Annotated in this window: 17 protein-coding genes; 11 read left to right on the top strand and 6 right to left on the bottom strand. The window is 67.5% G+C overall.

Features of this window, described 5'->3' with window-relative positions; translation table 11 throughout:
• Nucleotides 1-26: 26 nt before the first annotated feature.
• Nucleotides 27-893, bottom strand: a complete 867-nt coding sequence (locus AAHS21_RS00465) for a cutinase family protein (protein WP_342926521.1) — start codon at nt 891-893, stop codon at nt 27-29.
• A 157-nt stretch (nt 894-1050) separates the two neighbouring features.
• Between AAHS21_RS00465 and eccB the strand changes: the two genes are divergently transcribed.
• Nucleotides 1051-2433: a type VII secretion protein EccB gene (eccB, locus tag AAHS21_RS00460; protein WP_342925794.1), complete on the top strand. Its 1383-nt coding sequence runs from the start codon at nt 1051-1053 to the stop codon at nt 2431-2433.
• On the opposite strand, the gene mycP is transcribed toward eccB, so the two are convergent.
• Nucleotides 2398-3711 carry a type VII secretion-associated serine protease mycosin gene (gene mycP, locus AAHS21_RS00455; RefSeq protein WP_342925793.1) on the bottom strand — a complete coding sequence of 438 codons (1314 nt, stop codon included), beginning with the start codon at nt 3709-3711 and terminating at the stop codon, nt 2398-2400. The two genes, eccB and mycP, sit on opposite strands and share 36 nt — an antisense overlap.
• The gene (eccD, locus tag AAHS21_RS00450) at nt 3702-5075 is read right to left on the bottom strand and encodes a type VII secretion integral membrane protein EccD (RefSeq protein WP_342925792.1); all 1374 of its coding nucleotides are present in this window, start codon (nt 5073-5075) and stop codon (nt 3702-3704) included. The genes mycP and eccD overlap by 10 nt, the downstream gene beginning before the upstream one ends.
• 130 nt (nt 5076-5205) lie before the next feature.
• Here eccD and eccCa point away from each other — a divergent pair, with 130 nt between their 5' ends.
• The 9 genes from eccCa (at nt 5206) to AAHS21_RS00405 (ending at nt 15309) form a co-directional block, all read left to right on the top strand.
• The gene (gene eccCa, locus AAHS21_RS00445; RefSeq protein WP_342925791.1) at nt 5206-8883 is read left to right on the top strand and encodes a type VII secretion protein EccCa; all 3678 of its coding nucleotides are present in this window, start codon (nt 5206-5208) and stop codon (nt 8881-8883) included.
• Nucleotides 8880-10121, top strand: coding sequence for a type VII secretion-associated protein (locus tag AAHS21_RS00440; RefSeq protein WP_342925790.1), 1242 nt, complete (start codon nt 8880-8882; stop codon nt 10119-10121). Before eccCa ends, AAHS21_RS00440 begins: the two co-directional genes overlap by 4 nt.
• Before the next feature lie 82 nt (nt 10122-10203).
• The gene (locus AAHS21_RS00435; protein WP_342925789.1) at nt 10204-10530 is read left to right on the top strand and encodes a WXG100 family type VII secretion target; all 327 of its coding nucleotides are present in this window, start codon (nt 10204-10206) and stop codon (nt 10528-10530) included.
• A 6-nt stretch (nt 10531-10536) separates the two neighbouring features.
• Nucleotides 10537-10839, top strand: coding sequence for a WXG100 family type VII secretion target (locus tag AAHS21_RS00430; RefSeq protein ID WP_096284906.1), 303 nt, complete (start codon nt 10537-10539; stop codon nt 10837-10839).
• A gap of 236 nt (nt 10840-11075) precedes the next feature.
• The gene (rplM, locus tag AAHS21_RS00425) at nt 11076-11519 is read left to right on the top strand and encodes a 50S ribosomal protein L13 (protein ID WP_342925788.1); all 444 of its coding nucleotides are present in this window, start codon (nt 11076-11078) and stop codon (nt 11517-11519) included.
• Nucleotides 11520-11569: 50 nt separating this feature from the next.
• Nucleotides 11570-12040 (top strand): 30S ribosomal protein S9, encoded by a 471-nt coding sequence (gene rpsI / locus AAHS21_RS00420; RefSeq protein ID WP_342926520.1) that lies wholly within the window; start codon nt 11570-11572, stop codon nt 12038-12040.
• 169 nt (nt 12041-12209) lie between these two features.
• The gene (glmM, locus tag AAHS21_RS00415; protein ID WP_342925787.1) at nt 12210-13547 is read left to right on the top strand and encodes a phosphoglucosamine mutase; all 1338 of its coding nucleotides are present in this window, start codon (nt 12210-12212) and stop codon (nt 13545-13547) included.
• A 47-nt stretch (nt 13548-13594) separates the two neighbouring features.
• Nucleotides 13595-13912 (top strand): type VII secretion target, encoded by a 318-nt coding sequence (locus tag AAHS21_RS00410; RefSeq protein WP_342925786.1) that lies wholly within the window; start codon nt 13595-13597, stop codon nt 13910-13912.
• 2 nt (nt 13913-13914) lie between these two features.
• Complete coding sequence (locus tag AAHS21_RS00405) at nt 13915-15309, top strand: hypothetical protein (RefSeq protein WP_342925785.1); 1395 nt, start codon at nt 13915-13917, stop codon at nt 15307-15309.
• A 4-nt stretch (nt 15310-15313) separates the two neighbouring features.
• Here AAHS21_RS00405 and AAHS21_RS00400 read toward each other — a convergent pair whose 3' ends face one another.
• From AAHS21_RS00400 to AAHS21_RS00390, 3 genes are all read right to left on the bottom strand, one after another.
• Entirely contained in the window at nt 15314-16357 is a 1044-nt protein-coding gene (locus AAHS21_RS00400; RefSeq protein WP_342925784.1) for an LLM class F420-dependent oxidoreductase, read from the bottom strand.
• Between the two features lie 72 nt (nt 16358-16429).
• Entirely contained in the window at nt 16430-17269 is an 840-nt protein-coding gene (locus tag AAHS21_RS00395) for a dienelactone hydrolase family protein (RefSeq protein WP_342925783.1), read from the bottom strand.
• A 9-nt stretch (nt 17270-17278) separates the two neighbouring features.
• Nucleotides 17279-17728: a DUF2510 domain-containing protein gene (locus AAHS21_RS00390; RefSeq protein ID WP_342925782.1), complete on the bottom strand. Its 450-nt coding sequence runs from the start codon at nt 17726-17728 to the stop codon at nt 17279-17281.
• A gap of 184 nt (nt 17729-17912) precedes the next feature.
• Between AAHS21_RS00390 and glmS the strand changes: the two genes are divergently transcribed.
• A complete protein-coding gene (gene glmS, locus AAHS21_RS00385) occupies nt 17913-19778 on the top strand; it encodes a glutamine--fructose-6-phosphate transaminase (isomerizing) (protein ID WP_342925781.1) in 1866 nt (621 codons plus the stop codon).
• The last annotated feature ends 25 nt before the right edge of the window (nt 19779-19803 follow it).

The raw sequence follows: 19803 nt of genomic DNA, 5'->3' as shown, positions 1-19803 counted from the left end.
CGATAGTACGGGTTGTTGATCGCGCGTTAGTGAACCGCGGCAACCACGTCGGTCTGGGGAACCGTGGGTCCGGGCGCCGACGGGGCCGGTGATTGCGGTGCGTAGCTGGGGCTCAACGGCCCAGGCGTCGGCGAACCGGGACCCGGTGCCTGCCCTGGCGTTTGCGGGCCGTAGCCGGGCGTGTTGGGACCGGCACCCGGAGCTGACGGCCCGTACCCGGGCATCGACTGGCCGGTGCCGACCAATTTGGACGCCACGAACTGCGCCGCCTGCGTGGTGTAGACGGGGACATAGCCCTCGGTGTGACCGCTCCACTCGTTGCCGGGACCGGCATGGCAGATCGGGTCGTTGGGGTTGCAGTAGTCCATGGCCTTGGAGCCGAGCAATGCGCTTTGGGTGGGCAGCGTGCCGCCGGCGCGATCGGCCACGTCACCGAAGGTGACCACCGCGGCGATGTTGTCCGCGTACTGCGGCGGCAGCTTGTTGCCCCAGCTGATACCGCCGATCGGGACGCCGGCCACGATGTCCATCACCGACGCGCCCTGCGAGTAGCCGCCCAGCACGATCTTGGTGTTGGGGCAGGTTTCCACGCTCTTCTTGACGCGGTCGATGGTGTCGTTGGCCCCGTCGCCGCCGTGCAGCTGCAGCTTGCTGGCGGCGTAGTTCACCCCGTAGGGCAGGATGTTCAAACCGGTCTGCTGGCGCAGCGAATCGACCAGGGCGTCACCGACGCGGCCCAGGCCGGCCGGCTCGTTGGTGCCGCGGGCGAAAATCACCTCGACGTCGGGGCAGTCGAAGGCGCGCGCGACGGGGGCACTCGGTGTGGCGAGCAGGCCCGCGGCGATGACCAGGGCGGATGCGCCCAGGCCGACCAGGCGACCGGCTAACCGCACGCTGCCCTCCCGACGGGTACGGATGCGGTGAAAAATCACGCGCCAATTTTACCCAAATTGTGACCTCGCCAAACCTATCCGGCTGTGGATAACGGGCGGCGCGAGGCGTCGCCACGCGGTTACTGTGACCTGCGGATTCGCGGACTTTGGGAGGCCAGTGCCCCACCAATCGACGACCTGGGCACAGGTGAGCGGTTATCGATTCCTGCTGCGCCGGCTTGAGCGCGCACTACTGAGCGGCGCTGCCGGCGCGCCGGATCAGCCGCTGCGTGCGCGCACCGGACCCCTGACGGCGGGCTGCGCACTGGCGGCCGTCGCGGCGCTGGGCTGTGCATTCATCGGGTTGCTACGGCCCCAGGTCCGGCTGGATCACGCCCAGATCGTGATGGGCAAGGAGACCGGAGCGCTGTATGTGCGAGTCGGCGATACCTGGCACCCGGTGCTCAACCTGGCCTCGGCGCGGCTGGTCGCGGCCACCGATGCCAATCCGCAGCCAATGCCGGAATCCGACCTGCGCCGCACCAAACGTGGTCCGCTGCTGGGCATTCCGGGCGCACCGCAGCTTGTCGGTCCACAGCTATCCGGCGACGACGCGGTCTGGACGATCTGCGATACGGAAGGCGGAACCGCCACGACGGTGATCGTCGGGCCGACCGGCGCGGCGCCGGCCCATCGCCTGGCACGCGATCAGGCACTGCTGGTCGCACCGGGTACGGGTCCGCCGGTGTACCTGCTGTACCACGGCGTGCGGGCCGTCGTGGATCTCGCGGACACCGCGGTCGTGCGCGCATTACGGCTGGAGGGCCACCCGCCCAGCGTCGTTTCGCAGTCCTTGCTGAACACGATCCCCGAGGCGCCGCCGATCAGGGCGCCACGAATCCGGAGCGCCGGAGGCAGGGCGGCCGGGCTGCCCGACTTTCCCGTCGGAAGTGTGCTGCGTATCACCCGCGGAGACGGCGACGAGTACTACGCGGTCCTGAGCACCGGAGTCCAGCGCGTCGGCCAGGTAGCCGCGGATCTCCTGCGGTTCGGCGACTCGCGCGGCGCTGCCAACATCATCGCGGTGGCACCCGACGTGATTCGGGGCGCCCCGATCGTCGACACGCTGCCGGTGGGGACATTCCCGGAACGCGCGCCCGGGGACGACGGCCTAATCGTCGCCACCACCGTGTGTGTGAGTTCGGGGCCCGCCGCGTCGGGTGCGGCGATCCTGACCGCGAGTGGCTTGCCGCTTCCGCCCGGCCAGGTCCCCGTGTCGTTGTCACAAGCAGACGGCCGCGGCCCCGCACTCGATGCTGTCTACCTGCCACCCGGCCGGAGCGGGTACGTGCGGGCCAACGGCGGGGCGGGCACCCGCTATCTCGTCATCGACACCGGTGTGCGGTTCGCGATCCACGACGACGACGCCGCCCGTGACCTCGGTCTGCGGACGGGCCCTGTTCCGGTGCCATGGCCGATGATCGCGGTACTCCCGTCCGGGCCGGAACTGAGCAGGGCGGGCGCCTCAGTCGCCCGCGACACCATCGCGGGATCCTGGTAGCCGCCGCTTGGCCGCACCGACGATCAGCGCGCACAGCAGAGCGACCAGGCACATGGCCGCACCGCGCAACGCGGTATCCCGCCCAACAAAATTCGCCGGCTTCGGTACCGGCGGGGCGACCGGAACGTGCGCCGGCGGCGGCTTGACGGCATTGACGGGCGCGCCGGAGTCGGTGCTCACCGCGGCCAGGACGTCGACGGTGCCGCTGCCGACGAACGGATTCCATCCCCCGGACGGATGATGTGCGGTCGACTCGATGCGCTGCGTCACCTGCCGCGCCGTCAGCGCGGGGAACCGGGCCCGGATCAACGCGGCCAGTGCGCTGACAAGCGGTGCGGCGTAACTGGTTCCGGATAACGGCGTGGAAGTCAACGACGTCACCCCCTGCCCGATAGCGGCGACGTCGACCCACGGGCCGGCAAGAGTGAAGGCCGAGGGTGTCCCGTCGGCGTTTACCGAACCGACGGTCAGCACGTAGTCGTCGTACCAGGCCGGACTGACCGCGACTGAGATGGTCTGCCAGGTCGCATCCGGGCGCTGGGCCGGACACTGTCCGCCGCCGCCGGTGTTTCCGGCCGCGGCGACCACGACGGCGTTCTTGACGTCGACCGCGTAGGCCAGCGCGGCGCCCAGTGCCCGGTCGTCGAGCGCCGACGTGACCGCAACGCACGCCACCGATGAAATGTTGATCACCGACGCGCCCAGGTCGGCAGCAGTCCGGACCGCTTTCGCCATGGTGTCTACATCGCCGACGCCCGAGTTCGAGGGGTTGCTGGCCGGTGCGAATTTCGAGCTGGACTGCCGGATGCTGATCAACGTGACGTCGGGGGCGACGCCGCTGAAACTATCGGCTGTCGAATCGGCTGTGGCGGCGATGATTCCGGCGACCAACGTCCCGTGGGCGTCGCAGTCCTGGGTGCCGTCGCCGGTGAATACATAGTCGCCGCCCGGCACCACTTCGGGCAACCGTGGATGACGCGAAACGCCGGTGTCGATGACCGCGACGCGTTGGCCCGCGCCGCGGGTCAGCTGCCAGACGTGCGGTAAATCCAGATCTGCGAGCTGGTTTCGTCCCGGACCCGGATCCCCGGTCACCATCGTGCAGACCTCGCGTTGCACCGTCGGTCTCGTGGGTGCCGGCAACGCCGGCTTCGGCAATAACCTGTCATCGATCTCTGGTGGTGAAACCGCGTATGCCGAGGGCATTCCCCAGTTCGATAATGCCGTCAGCACCGATACCGCCACTAGCCGGACGAGATGCGACGTCCTCAACCCCATGTCGGATGCAGGCCGCGGGCGGCGTCGTAGAGGCCACATGTCCAACAGGCCAGCGGCACAGTGGCGATCAGCACCGCACACTCCAGGACCTCGACGCATTTTCGCGCGATGGCGCACAGCGATATCCGCGGTGCTACGAACCCGAGGTAGACCGCGCCGGCGACCGACAACGCCGTCGCCGCGGCGATCAACGTCGCGCGTTCCGGGGCTCTGATCGCGCAAATGCCGAATGTTGTTCCGATCGTGGCCATACCGGCGATGGCGCTTGCCAACGTCCTTCTTTTGTCGACCGACGTGGCCCGCAGCAGAAGTAGCACACCGGTGGCTGCCGCCAGCGCGGCGCATCCCAGCCGCGGTGTGCCCGTCGCCACGATGGCGATGGCGCCGGTGGCCGCCGAGAACGAGAACGCGGCTTGCAGGCTGGCCAACCAGGCATCGGCACGAACAGCGTTGGCGGCCACATCGTCCGGCACTAGATGTGGGTCGGCCACCTTCGGTGACAATCCGGCCAGGACGAGCGCGGCGGGTGCCGCAACCGCGAGTAGACCAAGCGATACCACCGCCAACATCGCACCGACCACCTGCAATGGGACGTCGGCGATCAGACCTCCGACCGCGGCGACGGCAACGACCACCGCGAAACACGACACCGCGGTCAATGTTGTTTTTCCGCAGTCGGATACGCGCATCGCCAGCACAGCGGTGACCGCGATTGCCGCGGCCGCCAGAAGCACGTGGGGCAGGCCCGGGGGGCCGGATACCGCGAGAAAGCCCGCGACCGCGGAGAATGCCGTAGCGACCAGACTCAGCGTGAGGGCGGCCACGGCGTCGCGGTACGTGCGATTTGCGAGTGCCGCCAGCATCGCGGCCGCGAAGGCAATGAGCGCAGCGATTCCTGCGGTGCGGCTCAGATCACGGACAGCATTGGCGGCGAGGGTGTTTCGAATGAGTGTCAGGCATCCGATACCGCACAGACAGCCGGCTCCCACGGCGGCGGTAAGACGCGTTGTCAACTCGTTTCGGGACGGACTCCACCTCCCGCCGTCCAGCGTGTCCGACACAGCCTCTGCTACGTCGTCGTATCGCACTGTGGGTGGCGGCGTTTCAGACCTGCTCAGGACGAGCACATCGCCGTCGCGCACACCGCTGCGCGCCAGCGTCGTGGACGAATCCAAGGTCGACGAACCCAGGATCGACAGCTGATACCGGGTCGCGGTGGGATTGCTGACGCCGTGGGCTTTAAGCGTGTCGACGATGGGCGGCAGCAGGGTGGCAACCGGCATCTCGGACGGCAGGGCCAAGTCAACGACGGCGGTGCCGGCATGCACGCACACGCGGCGAAGCCCCGGATCGGATACAGACAACGCAACCTCTTCAGATTCGGATGATCCGGACTTTAAAGCAGTTTCGACATACCAATATTCGGCCATCCACAGGTGAGTTGCGGACACTCCCAGCCCTGCTTACCGTCGTCGCACGCGGGGAGGGGCCGGGATGACTGAGGTGTTCGTGCCGGTGCAGCGCCGGCTGCCGACGCAAGCCGCGAGCGCGGACATCGTCGTTGCCGCGCCACCGGAACTGCCGCAGTTGACGACACCAAGTCTGCCGATGCGCCTGTTGCCGATTGTGATGTCCGTCGTAACCGTCGCAGTCATGGCGCTGGCCTTCTTCTCCGGCCCGACCGTGACCCGCAACCCCGGATTTCTGGCCTTCCCGGTGATGATGCTGGTGTCGATGGTGCTGACATCGATCGCTCAACGTGGCCATCGGCGCGGTCACGAGATTGCCGCGAACCGTGTCGATTACCTGGGATATCTGAGACGGTTACGCCTATCGGTAATCGAAATCGCTGCAGCACAGCGCGTCTCGCTCAGGTGGCGTCACCCCGACCCCGCTGCGTTATGGACGTTGATCGGTGGTCCGCGGATGTGGGAACGACGAGCGAGCGACCCCGACTTCTGTTCGGTGCGCGTCGGCATCGGTACTCAACCACTTTCGGCCACGCTGGTAGCCCCTGAAATGCCGGCCGGGCAGCGTACCGATCCGGTCACCATCGCGGCCGCACAGCGCTTCATCCGGACCCACGAGACGATCACCGACGTGCCGATCGTCCTTCCCTTGGACCCAGCAACGTCGGTCATTGTCGATGGTGATTTGGCCGAGGTGCGTGGACTGCTGCGTGCGATGATCTGCCAGCTCGCCGTGCTGCACCCGCCGGATCGATTGTTGATTGCCGCCGTTATCGCGGATCACACTCGGGCACAATGGGAGTGGTTGAAATGGTTGCCGCACTGCCAACACCCGACCGCGAAGGATTCGGTAGGCAGTGCCCGAATGCTGTATGAAAGCGCCGCGGAGATGCAGCGCGCACTGGCCGGCACCGAACTGCCGGCGCGCGCGGTGATCGTCGTCGACCAGCATGGGCTCGGCGACGTCGACGGCGCGGGCGCTATCCGGGGTGCGACCACTCTCCAGACGGGCTCCGGCCTTAGCCGCTCGCCGTTGACCATTCGGGTTTGCGGCGCGGTGCACGCCCTGACATACCCCGACCGGATGAATCCGTTCGATGCGCAGATGTGTGCGCGTCGTCTTGCCGCCTATCGGGCAGGCACTGCGTCTCACCCTGGCGGCGATTCAGGATGGCCGGGCCTGGTCGGTCTTGACGATGTCGCCGGCTACGACCCGATCGTGGCGTGGCGCAGCCACGATCACCGCGCTCGGCTTCGCGCTCCGATCGGACGCACGCTGGACGGAGTTGCCCTCGAACTCGATATCAAGGAGGCCGCCGAAGACGGCATGGGGCCACACGGGCTCTGTGTGGGCGCGACCGGGTCGGGCAAGTCGGAGCTGCTGCGCACCGTCGCGCTGGGCATGATGGCACGGAACTCTCCGGAGCTGCTGAACCTGCTCCTCATCGACTTCAAAGGTGGGGCAACGTTTCTCGACTTGGCACAGGCTCCGCACGTCGCCGCGGTGATCACCAACCTCTCAGAGGAAGCGCCGCTGGTCGCGCGGATGCGAGACGCACTGGCCGGTGAGATGAATCGTCGGCAGGAGTTGCTGCGGACGGCGAAGTGCTCCAGCGTTGCCGCGTACGAGCGGGCCCGTCGGTCCGGTGCGATGATGAGCGCCCTGCCGGTGCTGTTCATCGTTGTCGACGAGTTCTCCGAACTACTCAGCCGGCATCCCGATTTCGCCGATATGTTCGTCGCGATCGGTCGGCTCGGCCGGTCACTGGGCATGCACCTACTGCTTGCCAGTCAGCGCCTCGACGAGGGCCGGCTGCGTGGGCTGGAAGCGCACCTGTCCTACCGCGTGTGTTTGAAGACGTTGTCCGCCAGCGAATCACGAATCGTCTTGGGAACACCCGACGCATACGAGCTACCGAACACTCCCGGAGCGGGGTTGCTGCGTTGCGGCAGCGGCGAGCTGATCCGCTTCCAAACCGCATTCGTGTCAGGTCCAGACAGCTCGGCGCGTGGCGTCGCCTCTGCGCTCCCGCAGATGCCGGCAGCGGTGCGGATGTTTACCGCGCACGCCGTCGGACCGATCGCCCGCGTCGCCGGGTCAGGCGCGTCGCCCGCACCCACCATCTTTCGGACTGTGCTGGACCGGCTGTCCGGGCACGGGCCGACTGCGCACCGAGTGTGGCTGCCCCCGTTGGGCCTGGCACCGCCACTGGATAGCCTGCTGCGCGACGCGGGAACGGCAAGCCTGAGTGTGCCCATCGGCATCGTCGATCGTCCCTTCGAGCAGTGTCGGACACCGCTGATGGTCGACTTGTCCGAAGCGGCGGGCAATGTCGCGGTCGTGGGCGCTCCCCGAACGGGCAAGTCGACAGCCCTGCGGACGCTGATCACCGCGCTGGCGGCCGCTCACGATCCGGGGCGGGTGCAGTTCTACTGTCTGGACTTTGGCGGCGGAACGTTCGAGTCACTGCGCACACTGCCGCATATCGGCACGATCGCGAGCAGAACCGAACCCCGGCTCGTCGCGCGCATGATCGCCGAGATCGAATCGATCATGCGCGCTCGGGAGGCCAAGTCTTGTGAGCAACGCGCTGATGTGTTCCTCGTCGTCGACGGCTGGGCGAGTTTGAGTGATGAGTTCCAGAATCTGGAGGGCGCGGTCACTGCCATTGCGTCCCAGGGGTTGTCATTTGGGGTGCACGTCGTGCTGTCGGCCTCGCGCTGGGCCGAGATCAGACCCTCGTTGAGAGACCAGATTGGCACCCGCATCGAACTGCGGCTAGGCGATCCGGCCGATTCGGAGCTTGACCGCAAACGAGCGCACGACGTGCCCCGCGACAGTCCGGGCCGCGGTCTGTCCCACGACGGTCTGCACATGGTCATGTGCCGTCCGATTGACGCAGACGAATTGCGATGCCGCCACGGCGAGCTGGCCGCCCCTGCCATACCGCTGCTGCCCACGCACGTTGACCAGTGTGCCGTCGTCGAGTCGGCGGCCGCCGAGGGCGGCACGCAGATCCTCCTTGGGCTTGAGGAGCGTCGATTGCGGCCGGTTGCTATTGATTTCGAGCGGAATTCGCATCTGCTGATCCTCGGAGAGAACGAGTGCGGAAAGACGACCGCGTTGCGGACTCTGTGCGGCGAAATTGTTCGGACGCGGACGGCCGCACAGGCACGTCTACTGATCGTCGACTTTCGGCGCACGCTGCTCGGCGTCGTGGAGTCACAACATCTCGGCGGCTATGCCATGTCGCCCACTGCGCTCAGGGCGCTGATGCCGGACCTGCTCGATCTGCTGCAGCGGCGGATGCCCGCGCCGGACGTCACACAGGCGCAGCTGCGGGCCAGGTCCTGGTGGTCCGGGCCAGATATTTATGTCGTCGTCGACGACTACGACCTGGTCGCCGCACCGGCCGGAAATCCGCTGTTGGACGTTCTCGAATACCTGCCGCATGCACAGGATCTGGGATTGCACCTCATCGCGGCGCGGCGCAGCGGGGGTGCGTCGCGCGGCTTGTTCGAGCCTCTGCTGGCGGGCCTGCGGGAGATCGGTTGCATGGGACTGATGATGAGTGCGCGACCGGATGATGGCTCGCTGTTGGGTGCCGGGCGTCCGGTGCGATTGCCGCCGGGGCGTGGCATCTTGGTCAACGACGCCGGCGACGAACAGGTAATTCAGGTGGGCTGGAGTCCGACACCGTGACCGGGCATCACGCCATTATCGCGGCGGGCCCGGGGATGATTCACCGCCTGTGTTGTGCCACAAGCACTGTCGCCGACGAGACATCGGAAATACTCCACGTGGCTTTGAACGCGATTGACGATCAGGTGGCATTGGTTGAGGGATTGCCCGTCGCCGTCGATCGGCTGTGGCGCCGTGGACTGCGGTCGTTGGATTGTGGGAATCTGCAGGCGCGGAAAGCGATTCGGATAGTGCATCCATCCTGGTGGCCGTCGGCGCGGGTGGATGTGGTTGCCGGCGCGGCCGCGGCGGTGTCCGATGATGTGTTGGTGCGACCGCGGTCGTGGTTGATTCGCCGGGTGTCGAAGGCGGAGCCGCAAGTGCCGGTGGTGGAGATCGCCGAGCGGCTGATCGCGATCGTGGGTGACGATGTCGTGGCCGTTGCGCGGCGGGCGGATTCGCAGAGCGTGGTTGCAGAGGTTGTGCGTCTCGTCGACGAAATGACCTGCGGGACAACAGCAACCGTACTGATTGATGTGCCTGACAGCGTCGCCGGGGCCCGAGAGCTTGCCGCGTTGCTCATCGGCGGCTTGCGCCGACGCGGACAGAGAACAGTGCGGGTGGACGATGCCCGGCTAGCTCGGTTGGCGTTGTCGGCGACTTGCGACGTCAAGGATCGGGTGCGGCCGTCGGGCGTCGACCCCGATCGGGTGCGGTTGCGCATCCGGATGTCCGGGGGTCTCGCGGCTGCCACAGTCGTGCTGGCCGCGACGGTGCCGGCGATCGCGGTGGGCGGTCATCGCGGCGTTGCCCCCGTGACTTCGGTGGCGTCGACGACATTCCTCGTGGAAGGCCGGGTTGCACTGACGGTGCCGGCGAATTGGACGACGCAGCGGGTGATCGCGGGGCCGGGTTCGGCACGGGTGCAGGTCACGTCGCAGTCAGATCGTGAAGTGGCGTTGCACATCACCCAGTCACCGATTGCCGACGAGACGCTGCGCATCACTGCCGACCGGTTGAAGCTGGCGATCGACAGCGAGCCCGCGGGGGTGTTTGTCGACTTCAATCCGTCCGGGATTACCGCGGGACGCCCCGCCGTGACGTATCGCGAAGTGCGCGCCAGTCATCACGTGCGATGGACGGTGTTGGTTGATGGATCGGTTCGGATCAGCATCGGATGTCAGAGCCGGCCCGGTGGTGAGGATGCCGTTCGCGACGTGTGTGAGGAGGCGGTGCGGTCCGCCCACGCGATCGCATGAGCCTTCGCGACGGGGGGGAAATTGGGGGGAACCAAACGGAGGTGCAGGTGGTCGTACTTGGTATCGAAGAGGAAGGAGAAGGGTGACTACACCGCCAGGTGCGCACACGCTGAGCACCGACTTTGATCTGATGCGCTCGGTCGCAGGCACGACGGACGGCCGCAATGATGAGATCCGGGCGATGCTGCAGGCGTTCATCGGCCGGATGAGCAGCGTGCCGCCATCAGTGTGGGGTGGGTTCGCGGCCGCCCGATTCAAGGACGTGGTGGATCGCTGGAATGCCGAGTCGTTGCGGCTGTATCACGTGCTGCACGCGATCGCGGAGACCATTCGGTACAACGAGGCCACGCTGCGCGATGCCGGCCTGAACCATGCCCACCACATCGGCGTTGCCGGCGGCGACCTGTGAAAGGACATTCCGGTGGACCCAGTGCTGTCCTATAACTTCGGCGAAATCGAACACTCGGTGCGCCAGGAGATCCACACCACCTCGGCTCGTCTCAATGCGGCGCTTGACGAATTGCGCTCGCAAATCGCCCCGCTGCAACAGCTCTGGACCCGCGAAGCGGCCGCCGCCTACCAGGCTGAGCAGCTCAAATGGCACCAGGCGGCCACCGCATTGAACGAGATCTTGGTCGACCTTGGAAACGCGGTGCGTGACGGCGCCGACGAGGTTGCGGACGCCGACCGCCGGGCGGCGGGCGTCTGGGCAAGGTAGCGCCCGCACGAGCCACTGTGCGGTCCCGGCGGAAGGAGAGCCGTCGGGACCGCACAGTCATTTTGACCTGCGGGGATGTGGGTCGGTAAGCTGCTCCGTTGGCGTGCGGTACGCCGGGGACTCGGGTCAATGTCGGTCGCCGAGACCAAACCCCAACCGCAGACCCGCCAGGGCCGCCCTGACCGGCACCCGGCTTCGAACCGGGATCCACCCGAGAGAAAGTAAAGGTAAGCGCTGTGCCCACCTACGCGCCAAAGGCGGGTGACACCACGCGGTCGTGGTACGTCATCGACGCCACGGACGTAGTGCTTGGTCGCCTTGCCGTCGCGGCAGCCACCCTGTTGCGCGGTAAGCACAAGCCGACGTTCGCCCCCAATGTCGATGGCGGCGACTATGTCATCGTCATCAACGCCGACAAGGTCGCCATCAGCGGCGACAAACTGCAGAGCAAGCTGGCCTACAGCCACTCGGGCTATCCCGGCGGTCTGCGCAAGCGCACGATCGGTGAGCTGATGGAGAAGCACCCCACCCGCGTCGTCGAGAACGCGATCGTCGGCATGCTTCCGCACAACAAGCTCAGCAAGCAGATCCAGCGCAAACTCCACGTCTACGCCGGCCCGCAGCACCCGCACGCGGCGCAACAGCCGGTTCCGTTCGAGATCAAGCAGGTGGCCCAGTGACCGAGACCAACGAGGCAACGCCTGAGGAGACCACCGAGGTGGTCGTCGAGGTGACCACTGAGGAAGCCCCGGCGGACACCGCCGAGACCCCGGCCGAGGCCCCCGCGACCAAGTCCAGCGAGCCGATCGTGCTCGAGCGGCCCATCCAGACCGTCGGCCGCCGCAAGGAGGCCGTGGTGCGGGTGCGCCTGGTGCCCGGCACCGGCAAGTTCGACCTGAACGGGCGCAGCCTGGAGGCCTACTTCCCGAACAAGGTGCACCAGCAGCTGATCAAGGCCCCGCTGGTCACCGTCGACCGGCTGGAGACCTTCGACGTCTACGCGCTGCTGCACGGCGGCGGCCCGTCGGGTCAGGCCGGTGCGCTGCGTCTGGGCATCGCCCGGGCGCTGATTTTGGCCCAGCCCGAGGACCGGCCCCCGCTGAAGAAGGCCGGCTTCCTCACCCGTGACCCGCGCGCCACCGAGCGCAAGAAGTACGGCCTCAAGAAGGCCCGTAAGGCACCTCAGTACAGCAAGCGCTGATCAGCGATCACTTTCTGGCCGCGGCGGGGCTCCCCCTGTTTCACGGGGGGAGCATCGTTGCGCGTCTTTTGGGCACCCTTTCGGCGTGTCGGCGCACAAACATGCGCGGTTGCGGTCACAAAAGGAAGTGCACTTTGTGCGCATGACGTCACTGTGAGAGGTTTGTCCGATGGCTCGACTATTCGGCACCGACGGTGTTCGCGGAGTCGCCAATCGCGAATTGACCGCTGAGCTGGCACTATCGCTGGGCAGCGCGGCCGCGCGGCGGTTGGCGGGACCGGGAAAACCGGGCCGGCACATCGCCGTGATCGGCCGCGATCCGCGGGCCAGCGGCGAGATGCTCGAAGCCGCGGTGATCGCGGGCCTGACCAGCCAGGGTGTCGACGCGTTGCGCGTCGGGGTCCTTCCCACCCCCGCGGTGGCCTACCTGACCGGCGCTTATGACGCCGACTTCGGCGTGATGATCTCGGCGTCGCACAACCCGATGCCCGACAACGGCATCAAGATCTTCGGGCCCGGCGGCCACAAGCTGGACGACGACACCGAGGACCAGATCGAGTCGTTGGTCGCCGCCGGGCCGGGCGCGCGACCCGTCGGCGCCGCGATCGGCCGCGTGATCGACGCCGAGGACGCCGCCGATCGCTACCTGCGCCACGTCGGCAAGGCCAACACGCTGCCACTCGACGGCCTGACCGTCGTCGTCGACTGCGCCCACGGCGCGGCGTCATCGGCCGCACCCCGCGCCTACCACGCCGCCGGAGCCCGGGTCATCGCGATCAACGCCGAGCCCAACGGCCTCAACATCAACGACCGCTGCGGATCGACGCACCTGGACTCGCTGCGCGCCGCGGTGCTCGCCCACGGCGCCGACCTGGGCCTGGCCCATGACGGCGACGCAGACCGGTGCCTGGCGCTGGACGCCAGGGGCGAACTCGTCGACGGCGACGCCATCATGGTGGTGCTCGCGCTGGCCATGCAGGAAGCCGGTGAGCTGGCCTCCAACACCCTGGTCACCACCGTGATGAGCAACCTCGGACTGCATCAGGCGATGCGCGCGGCGGGCGTCAGCGTCCGCACCACCGGCGTCGGGGACCGCTATGTCCTCGAGGAACTGCGGTCCGGCGAATACAGCCTGGGCGGCGAGCAATCCGGCCACATCGTGATGCCCGCGCTGGGTTCCACCGGCGACGGCATCGTCACCGGGCTGCGCCTGATGACCCGCATGGTGCAGACCGGCATGTCGCTGGCCGACCTCGCCGCGCCGATGCAGTCGTTTCCGCAGGTGCTGATCAACGTCGAGGTTGCCGACAAGAACACCGCCGCCGCGGCGCCGTCGGTGCGCAGCGCGGTCGACGAGGCCGAGGCCGAACTCGGCGACACCGGTCGAATCCTGTTGCGCCCCTCGGGAACTGAGCCGATGATCCGGGTCATGGTCGAAGCGCCCGAAGAAGACATCGCCCAGCGGGTGGCCAATCGCGTCGCCGAAGCGGTCAGCGACCAGCGCTAGTTCCTTTTCGCTGGAACCCGCATGGGGAGTCCGGCGTCGGACTAGGCATGGGAATACGACAAGCCACTTTTGACCGCACCGGAATCGACGTCGCGGCGGTACATCGAGTTGCCGATCAGCTGCGGGCTGCTGCCGATCTGGTCGACAGCGCGGTCTGTGATCACTTGGCGGCGTTGGCTTTCAGCGGCGCAACGGCTGGACGGGCGTACACCGCGCGCGGGGATGCGCTACGGGCCGAGTTGGAGCGGTTGACGGCGCAGTTGTCGCAGTGGTCACGTGCCTCGGTCGCGATCGCCGTCGCGTTGCGGTCCGGAGCGCAGCGCTATGCCGACGCCGAGCGGTACGCCGCGGCGCGAATCGCCTGACCGTGGCCGACCGGTTGGACGTCGCCGAACGCCTCGCCGAGGGCCGGGTCGCGATCGAACACACGCAGGCCTACGTACGGGCTTGTCAGACAATGGGATACGAGCATCCGGACTTGACGTCGCAGCCGTCGCAGATCCGCGACTGGTTCGACAGTGAAGACGGCCTCGACCTTCGTGTCCTCGACCGCGACTGCGCTGCGCTGCGGGCGGCCGGCGCTGCGGCATTGGAGGGCTTGCGGATTCAACAGGATCAGGTCGCCGAGCTGGTGGCGGCCTGGACGGGGGCGGGAAGCGACGTCGCCGTCGCGTTCTTGCAAAGCCATTGCGATGCTGCCAACGTGGTCGCCACCGAGGTGCGCGCTGCCGCGCAGCGGTGCGAATCGCTACGCGACAACTTGTGGTACCTGCTCGACTCCAAGGTCGGTGCTGCCATCGCCATCGACGATCGCAGCCAGACGCAGCGATCGGCGTGGTTGGCCGCGGCCGCGGTGGTGACGGCCGGGGCGGGGGAGCGGTCGACGGCGGAGCAAGTCGTCCGTGGGCAGGTAATGGCTTACGTGGACAACGACATTCGTAATGATTGGCTGACGGCCATGCGCTCGTCGACGGCCGCGTTCGGCACTGCCTACGACATGGTGAACGACCGGATGGCCGCCGCACCCGCAGCGTACTTCGACATGCCCGGCGACCTCGGCCCCGGTTTCCAACTACCCCAACCGTCCCCGGGGTTACCTCCCCAGCCGCCTGCGGCCGCGACGGCACCCGCGGCGGTGCTTTCTGCCGTCGCGCCGGCCCCGGCCCCCCTACCGGTAGCCAACGCCCCCGCTGCGGCTCCGACGCCCGCCGCGCCACCGCTTTCGGACCCCACACCACCGGTATTGGCCGCTGCGCCACCGCTGTCTGACGTGGGCGCCGGCCTGGGCGATGCTGCTGCCCTGCCGACGGGTGCCGGCGCACTCGGGGATCCGGGTGGTGGAGCCGGCGGTCTGGGCGGCCTCAGCGGGCTGGCCGGCCGCATCGTTGACGCACTGAGTGGTCTGCTGGGTTCGGCGACAGACGGGCTCGGCGACTCGTCGGGGCTCGACGATCCACTGGGTGACGACCCGTTCGACGAGGATGAGGATCCGTTCAAACCCGACGACGAGCATGACGACGACGACCACGAAGAACGTGACCAGGCCGATGCTGAAAAGACCGATGAGCCAAAGGAAGCCGACGAGGCTCAGCCGGTGAGTGCCCCGCCGGCCGCCGAGACGCCGCCACTACCGGTTGGCGAGCCGGCCCCCGCCGAGCCACCTACCCCGCCGCCAACGCCGGCGGCCGCCCCGGCGCCGCCAGCAGACGGGGCGACGCCGTGTGAGATTGCCGCAGACCAGGTTCCGCAGGCAGGGCAGTGACGCCTCAGGCGTCCCGCAATTCGAGCACCTCTTCGACGAAGCGCACCGCCTCTTGAGGGTCGGCCGCCGCCGGACTTGCCAACAGCGTCGTCACGCCGGACTCGGCGAAGGCGGCGATGCGCTCCTTGACGAAACCGCGCGGACCGATCAGCGACATACCCCGCACCAGCTCGTCGGGCACCAAGTCGACGGCCTCACTCTTGCGGCCGGTCAGATACAGCTCTTGGATCTTGTCCGCGACCTCGCCGTAGCCGTAACGCGTGGCCAGGTTGTGGTAGAAGTTTTTGCCCTTGGCGCCCATGCCACCGAGATAGAGCGCCAGCTGCGGCTTGACCCAGGCCAGCCGCTCCTCGACGTTGTCGCCGATCGCCACCGACGCGTGCACCATGGTGTCCAGCGGGCCCAGGGCCGGATCCCGTTTGGCGGTGCCGGCAGCCAGCGCCTCGCCCCAGACGGCGTGGGCCTTCTCCGGAAGGTAGAACACCGGTTGCCAGCCCTCGGCGATCTCCGCGGTGAGCTCGACGTTCTTCGGGCCCAGCGCCGCGATTGTTATCGGAATACGTTCGCGCACAGGGTGATTGATGAGCGCGAGCGGCTTGCCCAAACCGGTGCCACGGTCCGGCGGCAGCGGCAGTTGATAGTACTTGCCGTCGTATTGCACCCGCTCGCGCCGCCACACCTTGCGGCAGATCTCCACGACCTCGCGGGTGCGCCCGAGCGGGGCGTCGAACGCGACGCCGTGAAACCCCTCCATCACCTGAGGCCCCGAGGTCCCGATGCCGAGGCGGAACCGGCCGCCCGACACGAAATCCAGGCCCGCGGCGGTCATCGCCAGTAGCGACGGCGTACGGATGTAGAGGGGAACGACGCCGGTGGCCAATTCGATGGTGTTGGTCTTGGCGGCCAGATACCCCAGCTGGCTGATGGCGTCGTAGGAATACGCCTCGGCCACCACGGCGATGTCGAGGCCGGCCTTCTCGAGTTCGACGATGCGGTCGACGGCTTCGTGAAAGCCGCCGGAATAGTCCAGGGCGATTCCGATTCGCATGAACGACACTTAATCACGCCGCTGACGGCGCCCGATGGCGGGGCAGCCGACGTCGCGCCGGCCCGGCGAACGCTACTTCAGCAGCGCGACGATCTTCTCTTCGAGGGCGACCGGTTCGGCCTCGGGATCGACCGGAGTTGTCTTGGGCAGCACCACGTCTGGATCGGCGAATTCGCGATAGGTCTTGTCACCGGCCAGTGTGGCGAGCAGGTATCCGGTCAGCAGGGCGCGCACCGATCGCTGGGTGCGGCGATGGGAACCGGGTAGCCCGAACACCGACGCCAGTCGTCGGCCCTCACCAAGCCCGCGGGGTTCAGCCTTGCTGACGATGCGCAGCGTGGCCGAACTCCACGCGCTGGAAAGCGCAAGCGCGTTGGCGTTCAACGTCTTTGGATCATCCGGCGCGGTCAGGATCAACCCCGGGACCTTCAGCGACGCGGCCGGCTGCTCGGCCGGGGGAGTCGTGACGGTCGGAAACACCGCGACGGCCGCAGCCAGCGCGGTCGGCATTCCGGCAGCGGCGAACACGGCCGCCGAGGCGCCGAAGCCATGGCCCACCACGCCGAGCTTTGCCGGGTGCACGCTGATGTTGCCCGGCCCCAGCCGCACCCCCGCCACGATGTCGAGCGCGGTGCCCAGATCGGAGGCCAGGTTGAGGACCGACGGCGCCAGCCCCCGCTCGGTGTCGGGCGCGCCGGCCACGATGCCCCACGACGCCAGATGCTCGAGCAGACCCGAATAGCGGGCAGTGCCGGTGAGCCAGTCGTGGCCGAAGGCGATACCGGGCAGGTTCAGCCCGGATTCGGGGGTGTACACCACTCCTGGCAGTCCGGCGAAAGCGAGGTCACCACGCAAAACCTTGTGCGGGCCACGGCGGCTGAGGGCGGTGACGAGCTTGCGGATGCGGGCCACCCGTCGACGTTAGCGGGGATGGGTCCAGTGAGTCCACGCGACACCGTCCCAGTACCGCTGCCCCGGCCCGCCCGGGTCGGGGTACCAGCCCGGCGGCGGCCCGACCGGTCGGGGTGGGGCGGCTGGGTGCGGCGCGACGGCCTGGCGTGGTGCAACGGCGGGAGCTGCCTGGCCGGCGGGGGCATAGGGTGTCGCGAGGTGCGGCGCCGGGGCTTCCTTCGCCTGGGCGCGCACTCGCCGAATCGCCGTGTAGTTCGAGATCAGCGCTATCGGGTTCATCAGGAAGAACGACACCAGACCCCACCAGCCAGTGACCAGGCAATGCCGCTGCGCATCGCGGTATGCCTTCTCGCATTGCTCGAGCGTTCCGGTGCAGGTAATGCTGCGCTGGACCCAAAAGAACACGATGCCGGTGTGCTCGTGGAGCCTGACGGAGAAGCGGCGGTACGGGTCGGTCAAGACGGGCCTTTCGCGCTGGTGGGCGGGCCAAACGTTACCGGCTGGGCGTCCTGTGTCACTTCAGGGCGCAGAGTGTGAGCTCAGGGCGACATTTCGGCCCAAAAGCCGCCCTGAGCGCACCCTCGATCGGGGTGGGCCTGGCAGCGGGCCGAGCGGGCGCTTCATCTGCACTACCCTGGTCACAATGTGCGGAATTGTCGGCTACGTCGGGCAGGCCCCTGCCTGCCAAGTCGTCATGGACGCACTTCGCCGCATGGAGTATCGCGGCTACGACTCGTCGGGCATCGCGCTGGTCGACGGCACCGGCCGGCTCACCGTGCGCCGCCGCGCCGGCCGACTGGAAAACCTGGACAAAGCGGTGGCCGAGATGCCGGCCACGGACCTGGGTGCCACCACCGGCCTGGGCCACACGCGCTGGGCCACCCACGGCCGTCCGACGGACCGCAACGCGCACCCGCACCGCGACGCCGCCGGCAAGATCGCCGTCGTCCACAACGGCATCATCGAGAACTTCGCGACCCTGCGTCAGGAGCTGGAGGCGGCTGGGGTCGAGTTCGCCAGCGACACCGACACCGAGGTCGCCGTGCACCTGGTCGCCCGGGCGTACCGCGAGGGTGAGACGGCCGGCGACTTCGCCGCTTCGGTCCTCGCCGTGCTGCGCCGGCTGGAGGGTCACTTCACGCTGGTGTTCGCCAATGCCGACGAGCCCGGCACCATCGTGGCCGCGCGACGGTCGACGCCGCTGGTGGTCGGTGTCGGCGACGGTGAGATGTTCGTCGGCTCGGACGTGGCGGCCTTCATTCCGCACACCCGTAACGCCGTCGAACTCGGCCAGGACCAATGCGTGGTGCTCACCGCCCACGGCTACCGGATCACCGACTTCGACGGCAACGAAGACGTCGATTATCGCGAGTTCCATATCGATTGGGACCTCGCCGCCGCCGAAAAGGGTGGCTACGAGTACTTCATGCTCAAGGAGATCGCCGAGCAACCCACGGCGGTGGCCGAGACGCTGCTCGGCCATTTCGTCAACGGCCGCATCGTCCTCGACGAGCAACGTCTCTCCGATCAGGAACTGCGCGAGGTCGACAAGGTATTCGTCGTAGCCTGCGGCACCGCGTATCACTCGGGACTGCTGGCGAAGTATGCGATCGAGCATTGGACGCGACTGCCGGTGGAAGTCGAGCTTGCCAGCGAATTCCGGTACCGAGACCCGGTTTTGGACCGCAGCACACTCGTGGTCGCCATCTCGCAGTCCGGTGAAACCGCGGACACTCTGGAAGCGGTCCGCCACGCCAAGGCGCAGAAGGCTAAGGTGCTGGCGATCTGCAACACCAACGGCTCGCAGATCCCCCGCGAATGCGACGCGGTGCTCTACACACGCGCCGGCCCGGAAATCGGGGTGGCCTCGACGAAGACCTTCCTGGCCCAGATCACTGCCAACTACCTGGTCGGCCTCGCGCTCGCGCAGGCCCGCGGCACCAAGTACCCCGACGAGGTCGAGCGCGAATACCGTGAGCTGGAAGCGATGCCCGAGATCGTGTCGCGGGTGCTCGCGACCATCGAACCCGTTGCCGCCCTTGCCTATCGATTCGCCCAATCCTCGACCGTGCTGTTCCTGGGCCGCCATGTCGGCTACCCGGTGGCGCTGGAAGGCGCGCTCAAACTCAAAGAGCTGGCCTACATGCACGCCGAGGGTTTCGCCGCCGGCGAGCTCAAGCACGGCCCGATCGCGCTGATCGAGGACAATCTGCCGGTCATCGTCGTGATGCCCTCACCCAAGGGGTCGGCTACCCTGCACGCGAAGTTGATGTCGAACATTCGCGAGATTCAGACGCGTGGTGCGGTGACCATCGTCATCGCCGAGGAAGGGGATGACACCGTGCGTCCCTACGCCGATCATTTGATCGAAATACCCTCGGTGTCAACGCTTTTGCAGCCACTGCTATCGACCATCCCGCTGCAGGTGTTTGCCGCGTCGGTGGCCCAAGCCCGTGGATACGACGTCGACAAACCGAGAAATCTGGCCAAGTCGGTCACCGTTGAATAGCCACCGCAGGATATTCGGCATCGTC

It is taken from the genome of Mycobacterium sp. 050272, assembly GCF_039023525.1.
GTDB lineage: Bacteria > Actinomycetota > Actinomycetes > Mycobacteriales > Mycobacteriaceae > Mycobacterium.
This window is presented reverse-complemented; position numbering and strand designations above follow the sequence as displayed.

Bases quoted from the DNA above. Each gene is read 5' to 3' on its own strand.
- eccCa (WP_342925791.1), top strand. From the start codon at position 5,206: ATGACTGAGGTGTTCGTGCCGGTGCAGCGCCGGCTGCCGACGCAAGCC.
- glmM (WP_342925787.1), top strand. From the start codon at position 12,210: ATGGCTCGACTATTCGGCACCGACGGTGTTCGCGGAGTCGCCAATCGC.
- AAHS21_RS00400 (WP_342925784.1), bottom strand. From the start codon at position 16,357: ATGCGAATCGGAATCGCCCTGGACTATTCCGGCGGCTTTCACGAAGCC.
- mycP (WP_342925793.1), bottom strand. From the start codon at position 3,711: ATGGGGTTGAGGACGTCGCATCTCGTCCGGCTAGTGGCGGTATCGGTG.
- AAHS21_RS00410 (WP_342925786.1), top strand. From the start codon at position 13,595: ATGGGAATACGACAAGCCACTTTTGACCGCACCGGAATCGACGTCGCG.
- glmS (WP_342925781.1), top strand. From the start codon at position 17,913: ATGTGCGGAATTGTCGGCTACGTCGGGCAGGCCCCTGCCTGCCAAGTC.